Origin of the sequence: Spiroplasma endosymbiont of Sarcophaga carnaria, from assembly GCF_964019595.1 — a bacterium.
Taxonomy (GTDB): Bacteria; Bacillota_I; Bacilli_A; order Mycoplasmatales; family Mycoplasmataceae; genus Spiroplasma; species Spiroplasma poulsonii.
Genome location: NZ_OZ026456.1, coordinates 340612 through 359487, shown reverse-complemented (window position 1 = coordinate 359487; position 18876 = coordinate 340612). Strand labels below are relative to the sequence as shown.

The 18876-nt window shown below is 24.5% G+C and carries 18 protein-coding genes and 1 pseudogene; 8 read left to right on the top strand and 11 right to left on the bottom strand.

Going from position 1 to position 18876, the window contains the following annotated elements:
- Positions 1 to 258: 258 nt before the first annotated feature.
- Positions 259 to 735 (top strand): lipoprotein, encoded by a 477-nt coding sequence (locus tag AACK91_RS02205; RefSeq protein ID WP_338963733.1) that lies wholly within the window; start codon positions 259 to 261, stop codon positions 733 to 735.
- A 60-nt stretch (positions 736 to 795) separates the two neighbouring features.
- Here AACK91_RS02205 and AACK91_RS02200 read toward each other — a convergent pair whose 3' ends face one another.
- From AACK91_RS02200 to AACK91_RS02180, 5 genes are all read right to left on the bottom strand, one after another.
- On the bottom strand, positions 796 to 1047 hold the full coding sequence (locus tag AACK91_RS02200) for a hypothetical protein (protein ID WP_338963731.1): 252 nt from the start codon (positions 1045 to 1047) through the stop codon (positions 796 to 798).
- A gap of 21 nt (positions 1048 to 1068) precedes the next feature.
- The gene (locus AACK91_RS02195) at positions 1069 to 3654 is read right to left on the bottom strand and encodes a hypothetical protein (RefSeq protein WP_338963729.1); all 2586 of its coding nucleotides are present in this window, start codon (positions 3652 to 3654) and stop codon (positions 1069 to 1071) included.
- Entirely contained in the window at positions 3654 to 4778 is a 1125-nt protein-coding gene (locus tag AACK91_RS02190; RefSeq protein WP_338963727.1) for a hypothetical protein, read from the bottom strand. The genes AACK91_RS02195 and AACK91_RS02190 overlap by 1 nt, the downstream gene beginning before the upstream one ends.
- A 137-nt stretch (positions 4779 to 4915) precedes the next feature.
- On the bottom strand, positions 4916 to 5878 hold the full coding sequence (locus AACK91_RS02185) for an IS1/IS1595 family N-terminal zinc-binding domain-containing protein (protein ID WP_338963247.1): 963 nt from the start codon (positions 5876 to 5878) through the stop codon (positions 4916 to 4918).
- Complete coding sequence (locus AACK91_RS02180; RefSeq protein ID WP_338963725.1) at positions 5879 to 6220, bottom strand: hypothetical protein; 342 nt, start codon at positions 6218 to 6220, stop codon at positions 5879 to 5881. It lies immediately after the preceding gene.
- Between the two features lie 59 nt (positions 6221 to 6279).
- Between AACK91_RS02180 and AACK91_RS02175 the strand changes: the two genes are divergently transcribed.
- Positions 6280 to 7191, top strand: coding sequence for a hypothetical protein (locus AACK91_RS02175; protein WP_338963723.1), 912 nt, complete (start codon positions 6280 to 6282; stop codon positions 7189 to 7191).
- A 17-nt stretch (positions 7192 to 7208) separates the two neighbouring features.
- Here AACK91_RS02175 and AACK91_RS02170 read toward each other — a convergent pair whose 3' ends face one another.
- From AACK91_RS02170 to AACK91_RS02145, 6 genes are all read right to left on the bottom strand, one after another.
- Complete coding sequence (locus tag AACK91_RS02170) at positions 7209 to 9077, bottom strand: hypothetical protein (protein WP_338963721.1); 1869 nt, start codon at positions 9075 to 9077, stop codon at positions 7209 to 7211.
- 3 nt (positions 9078 to 9080) lie between these two features.
- Complete coding sequence (locus AACK91_RS02165; RefSeq protein WP_338963719.1) at positions 9081 to 9299, bottom strand: hypothetical protein; 219 nt, start codon at positions 9297 to 9299, stop codon at positions 9081 to 9083.
- Between the two features lie 320 nt (positions 9300 to 9619).
- The gene (locus AACK91_RS02160; RefSeq protein ID WP_338963717.1) at positions 9620 to 9919 is read right to left on the bottom strand and encodes a hypothetical protein; all 300 of its coding nucleotides are present in this window, start codon (positions 9917 to 9919) and stop codon (positions 9620 to 9622) included.
- A gap of 2 nt (positions 9920 to 9921) precedes the next feature.
- Positions 9922 to 10491 carry a hypothetical protein gene (locus AACK91_RS02155; protein ID WP_338963715.1) on the bottom strand — a complete coding sequence of 190 codons (570 nt, stop codon included), beginning with the start codon at positions 10489 to 10491 and terminating at the stop codon, positions 9922 to 9924.
- 4 nt (positions 10492 to 10495) lie between these two features.
- Positions 10496 to 11998, bottom strand: a complete 1503-nt coding sequence (locus tag AACK91_RS02150; protein WP_338963714.1) for a hypothetical protein — start codon at positions 11996 to 11998, stop codon at positions 10496 to 10498.
- Positions 11998 to 12357: a hypothetical protein gene (locus AACK91_RS02145; protein WP_338963713.1), complete on the bottom strand. Its 360-nt coding sequence runs from the start codon at positions 12355 to 12357 to the stop codon at positions 11998 to 12000. The genes AACK91_RS02150 and AACK91_RS02145 overlap by 1 nt, the downstream gene beginning before the upstream one ends.
- Before the next feature lie 237 nt (positions 12358 to 12594).
- On the opposite strand from AACK91_RS02145, the pseudogene AACK91_RS11565 reads away from it, so the two are divergent.
- From AACK91_RS11565 to AACK91_RS02110, 6 genes and pseudogenes are all read left to right on the top strand, one after another.
- Positions 12595 to 13590, top strand: a pseudogene (locus AACK91_RS11565) (IS30 family transposase).
- A gap of 265 nt (positions 13591 to 13855) precedes the next feature.
- Entirely contained in the window at positions 13856 to 14038 is a 183-nt protein-coding gene (locus tag AACK91_RS02130; RefSeq protein WP_338963709.1) for a hypothetical protein, read from the top strand.
- Between the two features lie 344 nt (positions 14039 to 14382).
- Complete coding sequence (locus tag AACK91_RS02125) at positions 14383 to 14571, top strand: GIY-YIG nuclease family protein (protein WP_338963707.1); 189 nt, start codon at positions 14383 to 14385, stop codon at positions 14569 to 14571.
- 143 nt (positions 14572 to 14714) lie between these two features.
- Positions 14715 to 15923 carry a hypothetical protein gene (locus tag AACK91_RS02120; RefSeq protein ID WP_338963705.1) on the top strand — a complete coding sequence of 403 codons (1209 nt, stop codon included), beginning with the start codon at positions 14715 to 14717 and terminating at the stop codon, positions 15921 to 15923.
- A gap of 79 nt (positions 15924 to 16002) precedes the next feature.
- On the top strand, positions 16003 to 16941 hold the full coding sequence (locus tag AACK91_RS02115) for an RluA family pseudouridine synthase (protein ID WP_338963703.1): 939 nt from the start codon (positions 16003 to 16005) through the stop codon (positions 16939 to 16941).
- A gap of 33 nt (positions 16942 to 16974) precedes the next feature.
- The gene (locus AACK91_RS02110) at positions 16975 to 18843 is read left to right on the top strand and encodes a transporter (RefSeq protein ID WP_338963701.1); all 1869 of its coding nucleotides are present in this window, start codon (positions 16975 to 16977) and stop codon (positions 18841 to 18843) included.
- Positions 18844 to 18876: the final 33 nt, after the last annotated feature.

The following is an 18876-nucleotide window of genomic DNA, read 5'->3' as shown; positions in this document are numbered from 1 at the left end:
TTTATATAAAAAAATAATATAATTCATCTAAGTAATTTATTTAATTTAATAAATTACTTATCCTTCTTTAAAATATTTGTAGTAATCTTCTCTATGAATAATTATTTATCAAAATATCAACAAAAGTGCTTATTTATAGCACTTTTTTATTTTTTATTATCTAATTTATCCTTGCATATATATATATATATATATATATATATATATATATATAATGTGACCAGTTAATAAAATATAAGAAAAAGAGGGTTGGTATAAATGAAAAAATTATTAAGTATTTTAGGTAGTTTGGTTATTGTAGGTACAAGTACTGTGGGGGTAATAAGTTGCAAAGTTGATAATGTAAGTGAGTGCGAACGAAATGATATTGGCAATTGAAAACAAATGTGTCCAAAAGACCAACCATTTAAAAAAGTTGATAATAAATATTATGTTACAATTTGAAGAACAACAAAAGAAGATAAATGAAAAATTAGTTTATTTAATTTTATAAATAGTTTAGTTACAAATATTCAAAAAGATGGTAAATATATTCTTCAATATAGTATTAAACAAGGATATAATTCAGGATTAATGTTAGTTGAAGAAAGAGATCAATGAAGAACTGTATTAATTAAAAGATGAGAAGATGATTCAAAACAACAAGAATTATTTAAATCTTTATATAAATGAGATGATGATACACCTACTCCAACTTTACCTAAAATAGATGAAAATGGTAATATAATTGTTTAAATTAAAAATAGGGATAAAACCCTATTTTTGTTTTAAATTAAAATATGCCATTGGATTTGTTTAAATATTAAACTTTCCTCTTTCTCAATATCCTCCAATTTGATAATTACCACCTTTAACATACAATTCATAATTAACTTTCATTTTTAATTTAACACCTTCATTATAAAAAATAATTTGTGTTCTAAAATAATAACCCGCTTGTTTTTGAAAAGGGTAATTTAATTCTTCTAAATTATTAAAAACAGAGTATCCACTTTCATTAATATCTTTTGCTTTAACAACATATCTATTACCTAATTCTTTATCCAAATGATTTGTAGGAGTTCCTTGTTAATCTGATCATACACGGATATGGCCAGTATTAAAAAATGTAAAACTATCATAATTATCTTGTACTTGTTTTCATTCAGTTGCTCCAAATGTTCCAAAATCAAATAATAAAATATCTTGTGGATAATTTTTATAATCAGGTGTACTTGCTGGATTTCCATTCCAAGCACTATTAGCTTCTAATTTACTATCTGCTTTATTTAAAATAATTTGTACTGGATAGAAATTAATACTTGGTGGTGGGTCTGGTAATTTAACAGGTCAATCGTGTACGATATCATCATCTATGTATTGATCTAAATAACTAAGTGAATAAAGAGTTAATCAATCTCGTACTGAATTATTATATAAACTTGTTGTTTGTAAACTAACAAAATAACTCATAATTGAATATGGATCATATAAATCAATATCATCGGAAAACATATAAATACTACATGCTGTTTTTCCTAAATTATAAAAACCAACTGCATCAATTATATAACGACCACTACCTGTAATATCAGTTAATAAATTTTTCCCTGTTTCCATAGTTGGTAATGATACAGTTTCTTCATTAATTAAATAAATACTATCTTCATCATTAAATGATTGAGGTATCATAACACCACTAATTCTATAATTTTTCCCATATTCTTTTTTTGTTTTTTTAGATCATATTGATACTGTTATTTTATCAGTTAAAGTAAATGCTCAACTTGTATTACTTGCACTAGCACCGATTATATCATTTACCTCATCTTGCGTATTATATCTAAAAGCATCTAATGGAATATTACCTTGATTTTTTGCTTGTGGACGAGTACTATCTTCAACAATAGGCCAATAACTTTCATCATAAAATGTATAATTTGATTTACCAATAAATAAAGGAATACCAGTTTTAATATTTGGATATAAGTTATTAGTATTTTTATCTATTGTTTTTCAATAAATTGGAATTCCTAAACTTATTGCATTTAAAAATTTACCAACAATAGGAATATCACGCTGAGTTCATGCAATACTTTCTGTTATATCTATTGGTAAACTAATAATATGATTAACCATAACACTAAATAAATTTAACATATCTTTTAATTGACCACGATTTTTACTTGGGTTAATTGTGTTATATCCTATATCAACATTATATTTAAAATAACCATTTGCTCGTACATCAAAATCTTTAATAACCTTATTACCTTTATAATTTAAAGCAACATCTTTAACTGTTAAATTATTTGGATTAGTTGCTTGTGTTAATTTTCTATCTGTATTTAAATAACCCTCATAATTTTTTTTAATTTCTTGATTAGATTGACCTTGTTTTCTTTTTAATCAATTATCATATTGACCATTAATAGCAGGAATTCCATTTGTTAGTAAATAAGTAGTTAATGGTTTAGATGATTTTGTTAAACTATCTGCTACTGGCATTTTTAAATCATCAATAAATAATCTTCTTTGTGGGTATACTTTTTCATTTCATTTCCCTAAATTTTCAATAGGTCGACCAAATATAACTGGTGCTGAAAAAGCGTTATTACCTAATAAAGTTAATTGAATACTTTTAATACCATTATCACCAGTAAATTTTTCATTAATTTCATAATCTTTGGGAATACCTAAATCATCTCATATTATTTTAGGTATTACATATCCTTCACCTGGTGCTGAAAATTGTACGAATTGTTGAATAGTTTGTCCCGTAGTATTAATATAATCTTTAACATAACTAAAAGTAATATTTCAATATACTAATTCATTTAAATCATTATATTTAGGTTGAGCATTTGATATAAACATTAATAAATTATCATCAACATCTTCTTTATCAGATTGTAAAGGTACTAAATAAAATCTTAAAAAATCTTCTCTTTGAAAATTATAAGTAGTTTCAATGGTAATTGTACGATCAAGATATCAAGCATTATATTCACCAAAATATTCTTCACCACCTAATTTAGAAAATTCAACAGTATCATTAATATTAACAATATGACATTTATAAGCATCACCTTTAAATTTTCTTTTAATAGCAAAATTATCTAATGCTTTATTAATTTTTTGTAAATTCATAACATAAACATTAAAACCATTTTCATTATTAATTTTTTCTCAAATATCATTAATTGGATAATTATTCTCAGGTTCTTCTGAATTAATAAAAACTTGTTTTGTTGCATTTCATAAATAAGTTTTTTCAGTACTAGTAATATATAAATAACTAATTTTATCTGTTAAACTTTTTTTAAAATCATCAAAAGAATAAGTAAATCAATCTTTTTCTTTTTGAAAAAAATCATAATTTCAAATATCAGGGATATGTCTAGATCTAATTTTAATTGCATTTTTTCATTGTGCTATAATTCCCTCTTTACCAGTAAATATTTGTGACATTTGAGTAAAGTTTTGTGGTACTCCATTATTAGGTTGAAAACCTTTATCAGTAATATTTACTAATCCAGTTTTAATAATAAATGGAAAAAAGTAATAATTACTTTTAATATCAATATCTAATTTAGTTAAATCAGATCGAACACTATTATCCATTATTCTTTCATTTAAGTTTTTAAAAATACTATTAATATTTGGTACTTGCATTATTGTATATCTCCTTTAATATCTTCTTCTCTTGTTTGTTTATCATCATCAAAATAACTCATTTCTAATTTATCCAGTTCTTTTCTTTCTTTTAATCTTTCTTCATACATTATTCTTGCTTTTTTATTTGTAATTTTATGTTGATCTTTAATTGCTTTAATATTTGTTGTACTATTATTATTTAATTGGCGATCAATTACCTCTGATTGTGTAATTTCATTAACCATTGATATATCAATAAATTCTAATGTATAAGGTCTAATATTATCATTATTTGTATTATTATCATTTAAGTTATCTCATTTACCATAATGTCTAAATATATAATCAAATAAACGATATAATTTTGGCAATCTTAAAGACCTTTTTTGTAAAGTAGTATAAATATCTAATTTATTATTCATTAATGACTCTGTTTTATTTGTATAACTATTTCCTGAAAAATTATCATATTCATAACCAGCACCATTAAATATCATTTTCATAGAATAATCACTATCAATAGTTATTTCAGTATAATTTTGTTGAGCATGAATTAAACCCATTCAACTATTACCAGTTAAATTAGCATAACCTTGTACTGTACTAGTAATAATAGCATCAGCACTTACTAATTCTTCTGAACCTTTACCATTATCAACAAGTGAATGAGTAGTATCTTTTTGTCCTATAAAATGAGTACGATTAATAATTCTTTCAATTCTTTTATAGTAAATATTGTCTTGTACATCTTTAATTAAATTAAAGACAGGTAAACAATCAGGGATAGCATCTATTGTTGTTTTTGTACCATGCACTAATTTAGGTAAATTAATAAATTCAACAATAGGTAATATATCAATTCCAGTATCATATTCCATTGTTGAAACTGGTTTTAGTTTACTTTCTAATTCTCCATAAGTTTGTCAAATTCCAATTTTTAAATCTTTTGCTGTATAGTAAGTTATTTTTGCTTTTCTAGGATAGAATTGCACTCTTTGATATCACATATAATCAGATTGAGCAGGTAATATTCACATTTCAGCATATTGTTCTATTTCTGAATATTTAGCAATACGAACATTTGAACCAATTGGAGCAACATCAATAGTTAAATCGTCAGTCTCTGTTTTTAATAAATACATTACACTACGACCATATAAACTATTTGATAATTCATTTCTTTAATTTTGTCGAAAACTCTTGATGAAATAAAAAAAATCATCAATATGACAATTTGAAAACTAATTTTGTGTAAGATTATGATTTTGCTTTAAATTTTTTAAACGTTAAAATATAATACCGTTGATTGTTGGTTTGGTGTTAAACCTTTGTGTTGGTATTTTCATTTTCAGAGCTTTAAATAATTTTGAATATTAGTGAAACCCAAACCATGATAATGAATTAAGGCTTCTTTAAGACTGGATTGTAATTTACTAATCTTATTTAACTTTTGATAACTAGTATCAGGGTTTGTACTAGTTTTGGTGGAATATAGAGTAGAATTTGTTTGTTTTGCTACTAATAAATATAGTGGTTGCATATCAGAAATAATTATTGATTTTTCTTTAATTAGTTGCTTATTCATATTTTCAATAATCCATTGTTTTTGTAATCTTTTGGTATTGGTGGATTGAACAAAAATATTATTATTGCTATCAACTGCCATTTGAATACAGCATTTGGTATCAGTTGAAAATGGATCGAGATGAGTTTTTCGTTTATCAAATTTATCTTTAAAATTGCCTTTATGAATTTCTTTAATAAATGTTTCATCCATTTGGATTTGACCATTTAATTTTTTAAATTTTAACTGTGTATTTTCTAATTGTTTTGATTGCATTAATTTTTGTCGATTATATCAAGCGGTTTTTGGGGTTGTTTTAATAAAACGAGAAATTATTTTACTAGATTGTCCTAACAATGAAATTTGAATTAATAAATTTCACTGTTCATAATTTAAATGACTTCAATAAGTAAAATGATGACGAAATGCATCAAAACTAGCACGACATTTTTTACATAAATATTTTTGTTTTCCTTCGGAATTATGACCATTTTTAACACAATGAAAAGATTTGCAATTAGGACATATAATGCCTTTATCTCTAAATTTTTGATCAATTTCATTTAAACGTTTTTGTTTTTTAATTAAGTCTGCTTGTTGTTTTATTTTTTCATAAAATTCTAAAAATTGATCATCTGTTAAGCTATTTATTAATTCTGTAATTATTTTTTTCATCATTTATTTACCTCCATATATTAAAAATATACCTAATTTTAGGTATATTTTATAAATATCAAGAGTTTTCGACAAAATTAAAGATTCATTTTGATATAACTTAGAATAAACATAGTTTTTTTCGTATCATTCTTCTATTCAATCTTGCGTATCATCATTATCACAATTAAACATTAAACCTTGTCCAATAGTTAACGGAGCGGCTTTTCTATTAGCAATAATTCAAGGAATATCAATATAATATTTTTGTTCTTGCAATATTTTATATTTTCCTTTTTCTAAATAACTTAAATATTCAGGCTTATTAATTAATTCATTAAAATTTATTTCTTGTTTATTATCCATTTTTACACCTCTTTTTGTCATCACCCATTATATAATCACCATAAGGAGAGTGTCAAAAAATGTGAAAGTTATTAACATTAATTACTAGTATTTTAGAAAATCCAAAAATAGCATTAAGAATTATAAAATTATTAGAAAAATATGGGAATTCTAAAATAAAAGCAATTTTGCAAAGTATTAAAGATATTGAACATCAATTAGCACAAATTCAATATTATTTAAACCCTAATATATTAAGTGATTTATTAGCAAAATTACCTAAAAGTTTAGAAATACAATTATTTAAAGATATTAGTTTTTTAGATAAAAATAAATATAAAGAAATTGTAAAATCATTAACACCAACAGAAAGTAATTGAACTATATTATCTAGTAGTTGATGTAAAAAAGGATTTTTTCAAATAACTAATAAACAAAAATTAATAGGTAATTTAACTATTTTAATTCAATCAGATAATGATAAACAAAAAAGATGATATGGACCTTATACTTATCCAAAAGTACATATTCAAGTATGACAAGCAATGAAATCAGCAACTGGTAAAAATGGAACTGGGGCAGGGTCAGTATTTTGAAATATGTGATTACATGTATGATTACGCAGTGAATTAAGAGAATATGTTAATTGACAAATATATACACAACAAAATAAAGGTGGTGGAGATGTTAAATTAAGAGCAAGTCGTATTAATAAAAATTTATTACAATTAAATAAAGAAATTAATAAATATAGTACTAATTTTTATAATTTAAAATATAGTAAATTAAATAAAAATAAACAGTTTATAGATAATAAAAATTGATTAAATCAACAGCGAGAATATGCAACTAATTTAAAAACTGGTTATCAAAAATTACATACTAAAATAATATCAAAACCAAAAACAATAAATATTTATAAAGAACTTAAAAAAGGTATTAATGTAATTAAACATCCAATAAATACTATAAAAAATAAAAAAATAGGTTAATTCCTATTTTTTATATACTATGAATTTTTAATTACTACATCAATAGGGTTTGTTTGACCAGTAGCGTTATTTTTACCTTGAATTTGAACTTCAACAGTTTTATCATTTGTAATATTAATTGGTCAATCTTCACCCTTACTTTCAATAAAGTAATCAAAATTAAATTGTGGTTTTAACTGTTCTGTTGTTGCTTTTGTTGGGTCTGTAACGTGAATAGCTGGTTTATCTAATTTATTAATTTTACTAATATCAATTTTAGAGTTACCTTTAATTAATATTTTTTTATCATTAATATTTTGATTATCAATAATACCTGCATTAATATGTAAATAAATATTATCACTTACAATTTCATTAACTGGTAAATAAATACCTGCTGAATTTGTTTGAATTGGATAATCATTTTTACCATCATTTAATATCATAATAGAACGCATAAGTGCTAAAATTCTTTGTTTCTGTGGTGTAGTTAAATTTTTATCTAATACTTTATCAAATAATTTTTTAATCTCTGCTTTGTCAAGAGTAGATGGGGTAATTCCAAATAATTCGTAATATTTTTTCTTTACATCCATATTTAATGCTGTTTGGTCTTCTGTTAAATTATTAATGTTGTTAATAGTATTTTTCATTGCAGTTTTAAATGTAGGATTATAAAAATCTTTATAATTTGGATCATAATCTAATAATTGATAAGTTAATTCATTTTCTCATTCACCAGTAAATTCATTATATTTTTGTCATGAATCACCAGTTGGATTTGTATTATCTCATAAGCGAGCAATAGCATCATTTTGTTCTTGTTCTGTAAACATTTCTTTAACAATTAAGAAACCTAATTCTGGTCTTGTTAAAGCATGTAATGAAAATAATACACGACTAGTAAATGCTGGTTCTTGTGTATCATTATCTACATAACTAATATTTTCAGTAAAAATAGTAATCATTGCTGCATTATCTCTATGAATAACTAATGCTTCTATTTTATTATTAATAGATAAATCAAAACCACGAGTTCTATTCATTCCTTGTAAATTAACCTCTAATTGTCCATCTGATGTTTTACCATGCAAAGGTTTAATATTTTGACCAAGTCATAATGATTTAGAAACCATATAACCTAAAACTTTATCTTGGAATAAAGTACCTGTTACCATTGTATTTGCTGAAATATTTTCACCAATTAATTGAGTATATGCTCGTGTTAAATCTAAATATGAATGTGGTTCTCAAATCATTTCTCAATCACTAGTATTTGTACCAATTTGAGATGCATTAATTTTTCGTGTTTCATCAGTCATACGATGTCCTAATTTATACATTAAATCTAATGCATCTTGTTGAGTTTTAATTTTACTTGTATCATAAACAAAAGCACAATCTTTATTAAATTTAGATCTAGCAATATAATTATCAACTACACCTTTTAAAAAGTATAATTCTAAATTAAACATCATATTTTCTGTAATTGAACCAGTTCATTTTGCTACTAATTCACCGCGTAATGATGGATCATAATCTTTTAAACGAGATAAATCAAATCTTCTTCATTGTGTTTTTAAACCAATAGTATGATCAATTACTAAACGACCACGCTTAGCATTTTGATTTTGTTTTGGGTTTCCTTTTTCATGGTTTCATTCTGAATCACCATAAAATAATCGTTCAGGTATTGTATAAATTGCAACTGCATAATCTGCACTTTCCATATTAGGACTTGATTGTGCTGTTGCTGTTAAACGATGAAATGTATAATAATCAGGATTTGATAAAATATCTTTAACTCGCATTTCTTGTGCTGATAATAATAAATGTCCTTCTTTTGTTAAATTTGCTACACCATTACCAATAACAAATCCCTCATGTAATCCTATAATTGATGCCATATTTTATTTTCCTTTCTGATATTCTTTTTGAACTAAGTTTTTAATTCTTTCATTAATAGGAATATTATGATTATCTTGTAAATTTTCTTTTATTTTTTGTGATAATTCTTCAATAAACATATTTTCATCTTTAATTTGAATTCCACCATTCATTAGGTTTTTCATATCTAATGTTGGTTTTTTCTCAACTAAATCTTTAAAATTAGTTTTAATATATTCCATATCTTTACCACTATTTAATAGTTCTTCTACTAATTTACGATTTTCTTGTGGTACTTGTGATAACTCATATTCTTTTATTTTTGACTGATAATTATTAATTTGTTCTAAATATTCTTTTTCAGTTTCTGATTTTATACGAGTTTATGCACTTGGTAAGACACTAGATAGTACTTGTTTTTCTTTTTGTTCCAATAAAGCATTAATTTCATCTTGTGTCATATTTTCTTTATATTCATATTTAAAGTTTGACATAACTTTAATCCCTCCATTATTTTTTTATAGAAAATTTCAAAAACTATCGTCACCATCTTACCATCATTTTAATTTTTGTAAACTTGTGGATATTTTTTCTTAATTTCAGTTCTAGTTTCTTCAATACCTTTTTTAAAACCTTTTTCATATTGATCTAAATATTTTTTTTGATTATTAACACCATAATCATAAGTTTCTTTCATTAACTCTTGAAATATTTTAGTATGTTCTTCACACGCAGGAACACCAATACCATTTCAATTTTTACTTACTTTTTTAAAACACTCTTTACCATCAATTATCATTCAACAAATATTTTTATCCATTCGCATTTTTTCAATATTTCTTTTAATTTGTTTTTTTGCCATAATTAATCTTTTCCTTTCAATATTTTCTCTGCAAATTGTGAAACAGTTTCTATTGCTGTATCTTTATCTACTTTTTTAATTTCTAAATCTTTAATAAATTTATTTTCAATTCTTTCATAACTACCATTTGCTTTTAAATATGCTTTGCACATAAACATAATAATTAATCTACCAATAGATCAAATAATTAAAGGCATTAAACCTAAAATAATAAATACAATACCTAATTTTCTTTTTCTAATTAAATGATTACCTTGTGATTTAATATTTTTATCTATTTTAGGTTTACGACCAATTCACATTAAAATACCTTGAATACCTAATAAAGTAATATGGCCAAATCCTAAACCAATAATATTACTTGATGACATAATACTATCTCAACTAAAACCATCAAATTGACCACTTTTAACTGCTCATGTTCAACCTAATGCAAAAAATGTATTATAAAGTAATGCCCATCATAAATGAGTAAATCCACTCATAAATCTATCTCACTTAAATAATATATATTCTTTATAATTCTTTTTATCTAAATCAATTACATAGTTATTTTTATTTCAAAATGCCATAATTTTAACCTCGCTTTCCGAATTGTTTACTTATTAAAAATGGATTATCTAATGTTTTTATAAAATATTCCATTATATCCATAACAGCATAAGTCATAGCATCAAAACCATCATCAAATAATTTATAAGTAGATTTATTTGCAGGTGGTTTTCTTCATTCCATTTTTAACATATCCTTAAATAACTCTGGTGTTAATCGTTGACTAATTTGTAAATAATTCTTATTTAGCAGGATGATTATAGCATCAATTCTATCAGTTCTATATCAAACATCTTTTACTACTGGTTTAAATCTTAATCAATTAGCCTCAGGGAAATATTGTCGCCGAATATTGTTTAATGTATCAATAGAAACTAAACCACCATTTCCATAGTCAACATTTACATCTAAACCATCTTGTAAATAATCTCATTTTATAGAAGCAGTTATAAAAAAGTGTACTATTTCAAATAAAATATTAGTTGTATCTTTATGTATCATTTCAGCATTGCTATGTTTATATTCCATTAATGGTGTCATTTTTTTATATTCTCTATCTAATCCCATTAAAATCGCATGTGTTGCATGTCCAAGAGGTGAATCAGCATAACCTAAATCTAAACCCGCTTTAAAATTAACTGGTTCAAAATCGTATAATTTACTAAATAAATAATTAGCAAAAATAGATCCATCTAATGCTCCAGGCATTCCAATTCCTCAGACCTCATATTTTTTAGGTCATTCTGCTTTTAATTCATATAATTTCATTAATTCATCATAATTTAAATTATCTTTATTAATTAAATAATTAGTATAATGATTAATTACTTTTTTATCATATGCTTTTTGACCTGTTTTAGGATCTAATACTGGAACTACTAATTTAGATATTTGTTCACCTTTACTTTCTAATTCTTTACGATTAAAAGGTAATAATTTGTTTAAATAATCTATATGATCTTGATAAATACTATCGGGGTTAGTACTTGTAATTAATATTAATTTTTTATAATCACAAACTGCTTGCATAATTGCTTCTTTTTCTGATTTACTAAATTCATTTGCTTCTTCTAATCAAATAATACATAAATCAGCACTATTTGCTCTTGCTGTACCTTTACCTAATACTTGTGATGAATTACTTTTTCTTGCACCTTGTAATTTAATAAAACTACCATTAGGAAATGTTCAAGTTGGTTTATTAAAACGAGCATTATATTGATAATGACCACCTTTTCATTTTTTAGTAGGATTAAGGATTAATCCAACTTTATCTAATGCATCTTGAATATCTTGTTGCATTTCAGCAGTATCAGCACTATTTAATCTAAAACCATATATTGCTATTTTTTTATCTTTATTTGCTAATACAACACAACTTAATAATGCTATTAATTCATCAATACTATATGTTTTACCCGCTTTACGACTACCTGCTAAATTAATTTCATCTGCTATATACTCTGTATTATTTAATAAACTAACTACTATCTTATTAAGATAACTATATTCATATAAAATTGCCATTATATCTTTCTCCCATCTGTTATGTTAATTACTGGGGGATTATAATTGATTTCAGTTTCATTTTCACGGCCATAATACTGTGCATATACTGATACACCCCCCTTAGTTTCGTTTAAGAGATGTAATTTTATATTATTTTCTAGTATTCTTATTTTCATTTTAAGTTCATTAAATGCTAATAAATTAGTGTCTTTTAAGGCATTATATTCATCTTCTTCTAAATTACAAAAGATTAATAAGGTTTCTTTAGTGGCAAGTTTTATCTTATTTTCTTTACAATATTCATCAAATTTTGTTAATTTTTGCTTTATTTTTGTTAAATTTGCCATTATTCATCACTTTTTATCTACTTTTGCCATCTTTTTTACCTCTTTTTGTCATCACCATTCTACAAAAAAATATAAAAAAGTAAAATAAATTAAAAAAAAAGACTTTTTCAAGTCTCTAATTTTAGTAATTTTTAAACAAGCGATTAAGGGCTAGTAAATTCTACTTGTATTAAATTACATCACCATCCTACCATCATTTAACGGATTGTCAACAAAATATTAATTTTTATTGTATAACTATTTTAATAGAAAGGGCTAGGTTGTCTTATGAAAAAAGAAAAGAAAAAATTTAAACATTTTAAGTTACCAGAAAGACAAGATTTAAAAGAATATTTAGAATCCGAAAAATTTAAAAAGAAAGATGGTACACCCAATTATTCTAAAATAGGAAAAGTAATGAATAAAAGTCGTAATACAATTAGATTAGAGTCTAAAATACTTAAAGAAGAATACGATCCTAAAAAAGCGAATGATGATTATAAAAATAAAAGAAAAAAATCTATAAAATATACTAAAATTAGAAAAAAAGTTATAAATCACATAAGAAAAATTTTAAGTAAAAGACGATATTCACCGATGTTAATTATCTTTGAATATGAAAAAAAATATGATGAAAAGTTTCCATTTTCACATGTAACACTTTACAAATATATTTAACATGGAGTTTTTGATGAAGAAGATAATGAAATTAAGAAAAAATTACCATTTAAAGGTAAAAAATTTAAAACAAAAAAGAGAAAAGATGATCGTGGTCAATTGACTAATATTAGATTTATTGAAGAAGCAGAACATGAAAAAGGAACTTTTGGTTGATTTCAAATGGATTGTATTGTTGGAAAAGATCATCAATCTGCTTGTTTGACTTTTACAGAATAAAAAAGTTTATATACGATTTGTTTTAAATTAGACCACCATAATTCAGAAGAGGTTAATAAAGCAATTAAAAGTATTTTTAAAAATAAACTTTATAAAGAAAATATAAAAGGAATTATAACTGATAGAGGAAAAGAATTTTCAAACTGAAAAGGAATTGAAAAAATTACTGGAACTAATGTTTATTTTTGTGACCCTGGTAAACCAAAACAAAAACCTAAAATTGAAAGAATGAATAGAGATATTAGAGAATATCTTCTTAAGGGAACAGATTTCAACAATATTACTCAAAAAGAAATTAATAAAGTTATGAAAATTATTAATGAAAAACCACGACCGAGTTTAGGCTGATTATCCTCCAAAGAGGCATTTTTACAAAATATTAAGTAATTAAATTATTAATTTTAGATTTTTAGCAAAAATCATTTTTTGTGATGCTGAAATAACTACATAATTTAAAAAAATATTTTTTTTGAAAAAATAGTTGCAATTTTTAATAAAAAATATATTATTGACTTAATAAGGGCAAATTGTCCTATTTGCATCTTTACTTTACATAATTAAAAATAATAAAGAAGGAATTGAAAATCAAACATTATGAAATAATGTTGGTTGTCATATTGAAGGTGACATTTCTCATTATTGAAAAGGTACTATGATTAAAAAAGCCATTTATAGTGAAAAAACTATTAGAAATAAATTAAATGCTGGTATGATGGGGTTAAAAAATAAAATTGATTTATTTAATAGTAATAAATCATTAGAAGAAAATAAATTTAATTATTCAGTTAATAATTTTGTAAATTATTATTTACAAAAAAATTTATATTTTTATTAGTTTTATCTAAGAAATTAAATAATTTTAATAAAAATGTATTTTTGTCGTGGAAAAATTTAAAAAAATAGAAAAATGTATTGACAATAAAATTAAAAGTAATACAATGTAAATAAGTAAGTGGTATATTATTCCACAATTTCTAAGATATTAATTTAAGACCCCAAAATAATTTATACGACCTATTTTTTACTTTGCCAAAATTATTAATCTTTTTAAATAAAATTTATGAAAGGAAAAAAAGAAGATAAATTATCTAATTTATCAAACAAACAAAAATTAGACATAATTAAATACATAAAATTTAATAGAACTTGGACATTACAACAATTTGATGAATTTAAAAAATGGATGATAAGTTGTTTCAGTGTTTTGGGATTTATGCAATTTTTACTCTAAATCAATTTAGAGTTTATGTTGGCCAAACTAAAGATTCGTTTTATGATCGAATAAAAGAGCATTATAAATCATTATTAGAACTTATTCATCAATTAAATGGTAAAAAATTTAGACAACATCTTTTTACAACCTTATAAAATAAATATTTGTATTTATTTATTTTTTTGTTATAATCATTTTAGTATAAAAATTAATATTTATATATCAATATAATATCAAACACAACTTTATAGTAATTCATAGTTTTATTTTTAAAATAACAGAAAACAAGGTGATGTTAATGACAAAAAATAAAAAACCAACTGGTTTAGTTGGCGGGCAGTATTTAGTTTCAATGATTTTTTGAATTATTTTTACTGCAATTATTATTACATTTTTAGTTTTATTTATTAATGAACGTGATCGAATTAATAGTGAAAATAATGTTTCACAACTTTTAGCGCAAATTGCGGCGGGACAAAAAGACCCAGCACAAGTCCAAGACATTTATAAAAATTTAATGAATATTACATATCCATTAATTGATTTTTCATTATTATCGTTTAATTTTTTTGGGACAAATAATAGTGTAACGGATTGAAGTGTAGCTTGAAATCAACGAGCAACAAATATTAATATGGCATATTCATATTTATTTATTACAGCACTAATTGCTTTAATTGCGTTATGTTATTATATTGTTATTATTATTAAATTGGCACAACGTCGTAGTTTTGAATGACGTTATGGGTTATCAACAAATTTTCCAAATGATTATGTTATTTTTAACCCTCGTATGTATTTAAACTTTTTAACAAATTTAACAATTATTTTCAGTTTTTTTAACTTTTTAACAACTTTAATTAGTTTAGCATATGGAGTTTTATTGGTTTTAGTATCATATTTCTTCTGATATGTTTTAAATAAAAAAACCGAAGTTTTAGTTCCGCACAAATGATGAAAAGCAACGAACTTCTCATTCTTTGTAACAGTGTTATTAATTCAAAATGGTTATACTTTAATTAAAGCCATCTTTGCCACAAAATTTGGGGTTGATTTAGATATAATCTTATTAATTATTATTCCAATTGGGACGATTACTGTTATTATTGCAGTCTTTATCAAAAACATGTTATCAACAAAAGTGACTGCTGTTCGAAATGCGATTAAAACAATTGGAGCAAAAGTGAGTGCCTTTCGAATTTTTTATTATACGGAAAAAGAAAAAGCCTTGGAGGATTATGCTTTTGTAACGCAATTACCAACTTTAGTGAAAGGACCACTATCAACAAATAGTATTGATACAAAAACAGCTTATCAATTAATGACAATAATTGATGAAACAGCCGCTTTTTTTGAACAACATTTTGCAACGAAAGAAAAAGAAAAAAATTATATGTTATATCATTTGTTTAATGAAATTACTGATGTTGCTGAAATTGAAGAGATTAAAGATAATGTTTTAAAAGTTGAAGCAAAAAAACAAAAAGGTGCTAAACATTCTAAGTAAAACTTAGGATGTTTTTTTCTTGTCATATCATTGAACTTTCATTATATAATATTGTTAGAAAACAATATTGGGTGAAAGTATGGAACAAAAAACAATTATTACATTAACAGTTAAGAATAATGATGTAAATCAAACGATTTTTAATTTTATGAAAAAAATGTTTCAAACAACATCATTATCAGTCCTTTATAAATTATTTCGGAATAAAAAGATTAAAGTAAATAATAAAGTTATGAAAGAACGAAATTATAAGTTACAATTAGGTGATCAAATTTTAATTTTTGATAAGAATTTAGTCATTACAGAACGAAAACAACAAATAGCAGAAACTGATTCTGCGTCAGAAAAGGTAGCAGTTGTTTATGAAGATCAAAGCATTTTAGTTGTTGATAAACCACATGGCGTAGAAATGCATTCAACGTTTCATAGTTCCTTAGATGGAATGGTCCAAAGTTATTTAATGCAAAAAGGAGCGTATCACCCGCAAACTGAGCAATCATTTGTTATTTCTCATGTTCATCGGCTAGATAAGTTAACACGAGGGTTAGTGCTATATGCTAAAAATAAAATTAGTTTAGATTTATTATTAAAGAAAATTAATCAAAAAGAATATATTGAAAAAAAATATCTAACACAATGTGAAGGAATCATAACAGAAGATGAATTTACTGTTACTGGTTATCTTGTCAAAGATGAATCAGAGCAGAAGATGATTTTTAGTTTAACAGAGCAACCGAATAGTAAAAAGGCAATTACCTATTTTAAAGTTCTTACAAGAACACTAAATACAACTTGATTAGAAGTAACATTAGGAACGGGACGGAAACATCAAATTCGAGCATCATTAAGTTATTTACAGCATCCAATTATAAATGATGTTAAATATGGTGCTAAAAGAATAACCAAAAAATATATGATTGGTTTATATGCAACAACTTTGGTGTTCCATCAGTTACCTGGACCTTTAGAATATTTAAATGAAAAGGTTATTAAAATTTTAGAAAATATTATAGAATAATAATATGAGTAAGAATGGAAAGAGGTGAAGTAATTGTCAACAAGAAGAGGAATCATTAGTATTTTGATTGGCGCTTTTACTTCTTTAATTGGAACTGCTTTTCAATTTACTTTAATGTACTTATTAATTCGGAGTTATGGTTCACAGTTAAATGGGTTTGTGAAGAATAGTATTGCCATTGTTTCATTCTTAGGAACCGTTGAAGGTGGGTTAGGAGCCATTACCGTTATTTTTTTAATGAAACCATTATTACAAAAAGATTGAATTAAAGCTAATGAAATGGTCAATACAGCAAAACACCAGTATAAGATTTCGGGAATTGTTGGGGTCATTTTATTAGCGGTCATTGCAATTGGGTATAGTACTTATATTTATTTATTTGAAGGTAATTTTAGCATTTTATGAAATGATCATACAATTAGTTATCCGTTATGAAAAATGATGTTAATTATTGTAATTATTGGATCAAAAAACTTAATTGCCTTATTTTGATCTGCTTGTTATGAAAATTTAATGCAAGCAGATCAAAATAATCATATGCGGCGTTTAATTTTGATGATTTGTGATTTAATTTCTTATTCAGTTATTTTTTACTTGATCTCACGAACAGTTGACCCGCTTTTTGTTTTTATAATTTTCTTAGCATATTCCATTATGAAAGGAAGTTTAATTTATATCTTTGTTAAGTTTCATTATCCTTGAATTCGAATTGTTCGCCAAAAAGATAATATGCAATTAGTAAAATCAAGTAATATTGTTGTATTAAAAAATATTGGTGAGACCTTATTAATTAATGGGGATGTTATTATTACCGCTTTACTATTAGGATTACGGGTGTCATCAACCTTATCGCTATATATGACAATTACCGTTGGGGTACGAAGTATTATGATGATTTTAATTAATTCATTTCGTGAGTTTTTTGCTGCTTGAACGGCAAAAAATGGCCGGATTGATTGAAATAGCTATCTTAAGTTTGAAACGTATGCCTTTATGATTGGCGGGTTTTTATTTGTAAACCAATTTATTTTATCACCATATTTTGTGACAACATTATATGCTCCCCAAATTATTGAACAAATTAATAATAGTGCAACAGGTGTAAATGCTTGAACCGCACAAGAAATAGCTATTTTTAAAAGTATTTTTTATCAGCCAACATTTTCATTATTAGTGGCATTAAGTTCGGTTTTTATTGTTTTAGCTGAACCAGCCAATGTTTTAGTGTACGCCAAAGCAAATTATAAACAAACGGCAATTCCAACCTTTGTGATTGGAATTATTAATATTGTGTTGTGTTTTTTTACGGCCTTAATTTTCCGTTTTTTAGTAAATGATCTTTCCGCGGCATTATATGGGATTTTAATTATTACGTGTTTTGTTAGTCTTCTTCGCTTTTTATATTTATGGTTTTATAACTGATTATTTTTAACATACAATAGTAATTTTAAAGGTGTTTTTCGTAATTGAATGATTTTATTGGTGCCAATTGTGGTTGCTATTTTAGTTAACTATTTATTCTTAACAAAAACATATAATCCAATGGAAATTTATAATGATCAGTTACAACCAATATGGGGCTGACAAAAACTATTAAATATGTTCTTTGGATTAATCTTTGCTTCCTTGTTTGTTATTATTGGGAACTCAATCTTATGAGCACCGCGCTCAGTTCGTGGAATTTTCTTACGTTTACCAATTGTGCATAAAATTTGAACAAAACGCCAAGATAAAATGCGTCAAATTCGTCAGAAAAAATATGAAGATGATTTTATTACCTTAACCGAACCAGAAATGCCATATCAAAAATTATGAGAACGTGAAGAAGCCTTACACCAAAATACAAAGAAAATGAGTGAGGATGAACCACCAAAAGAAATTTATAAATTAAAAGGAACGTAAAGAATTTAATAAAACAAAAAATGTATATAAAAT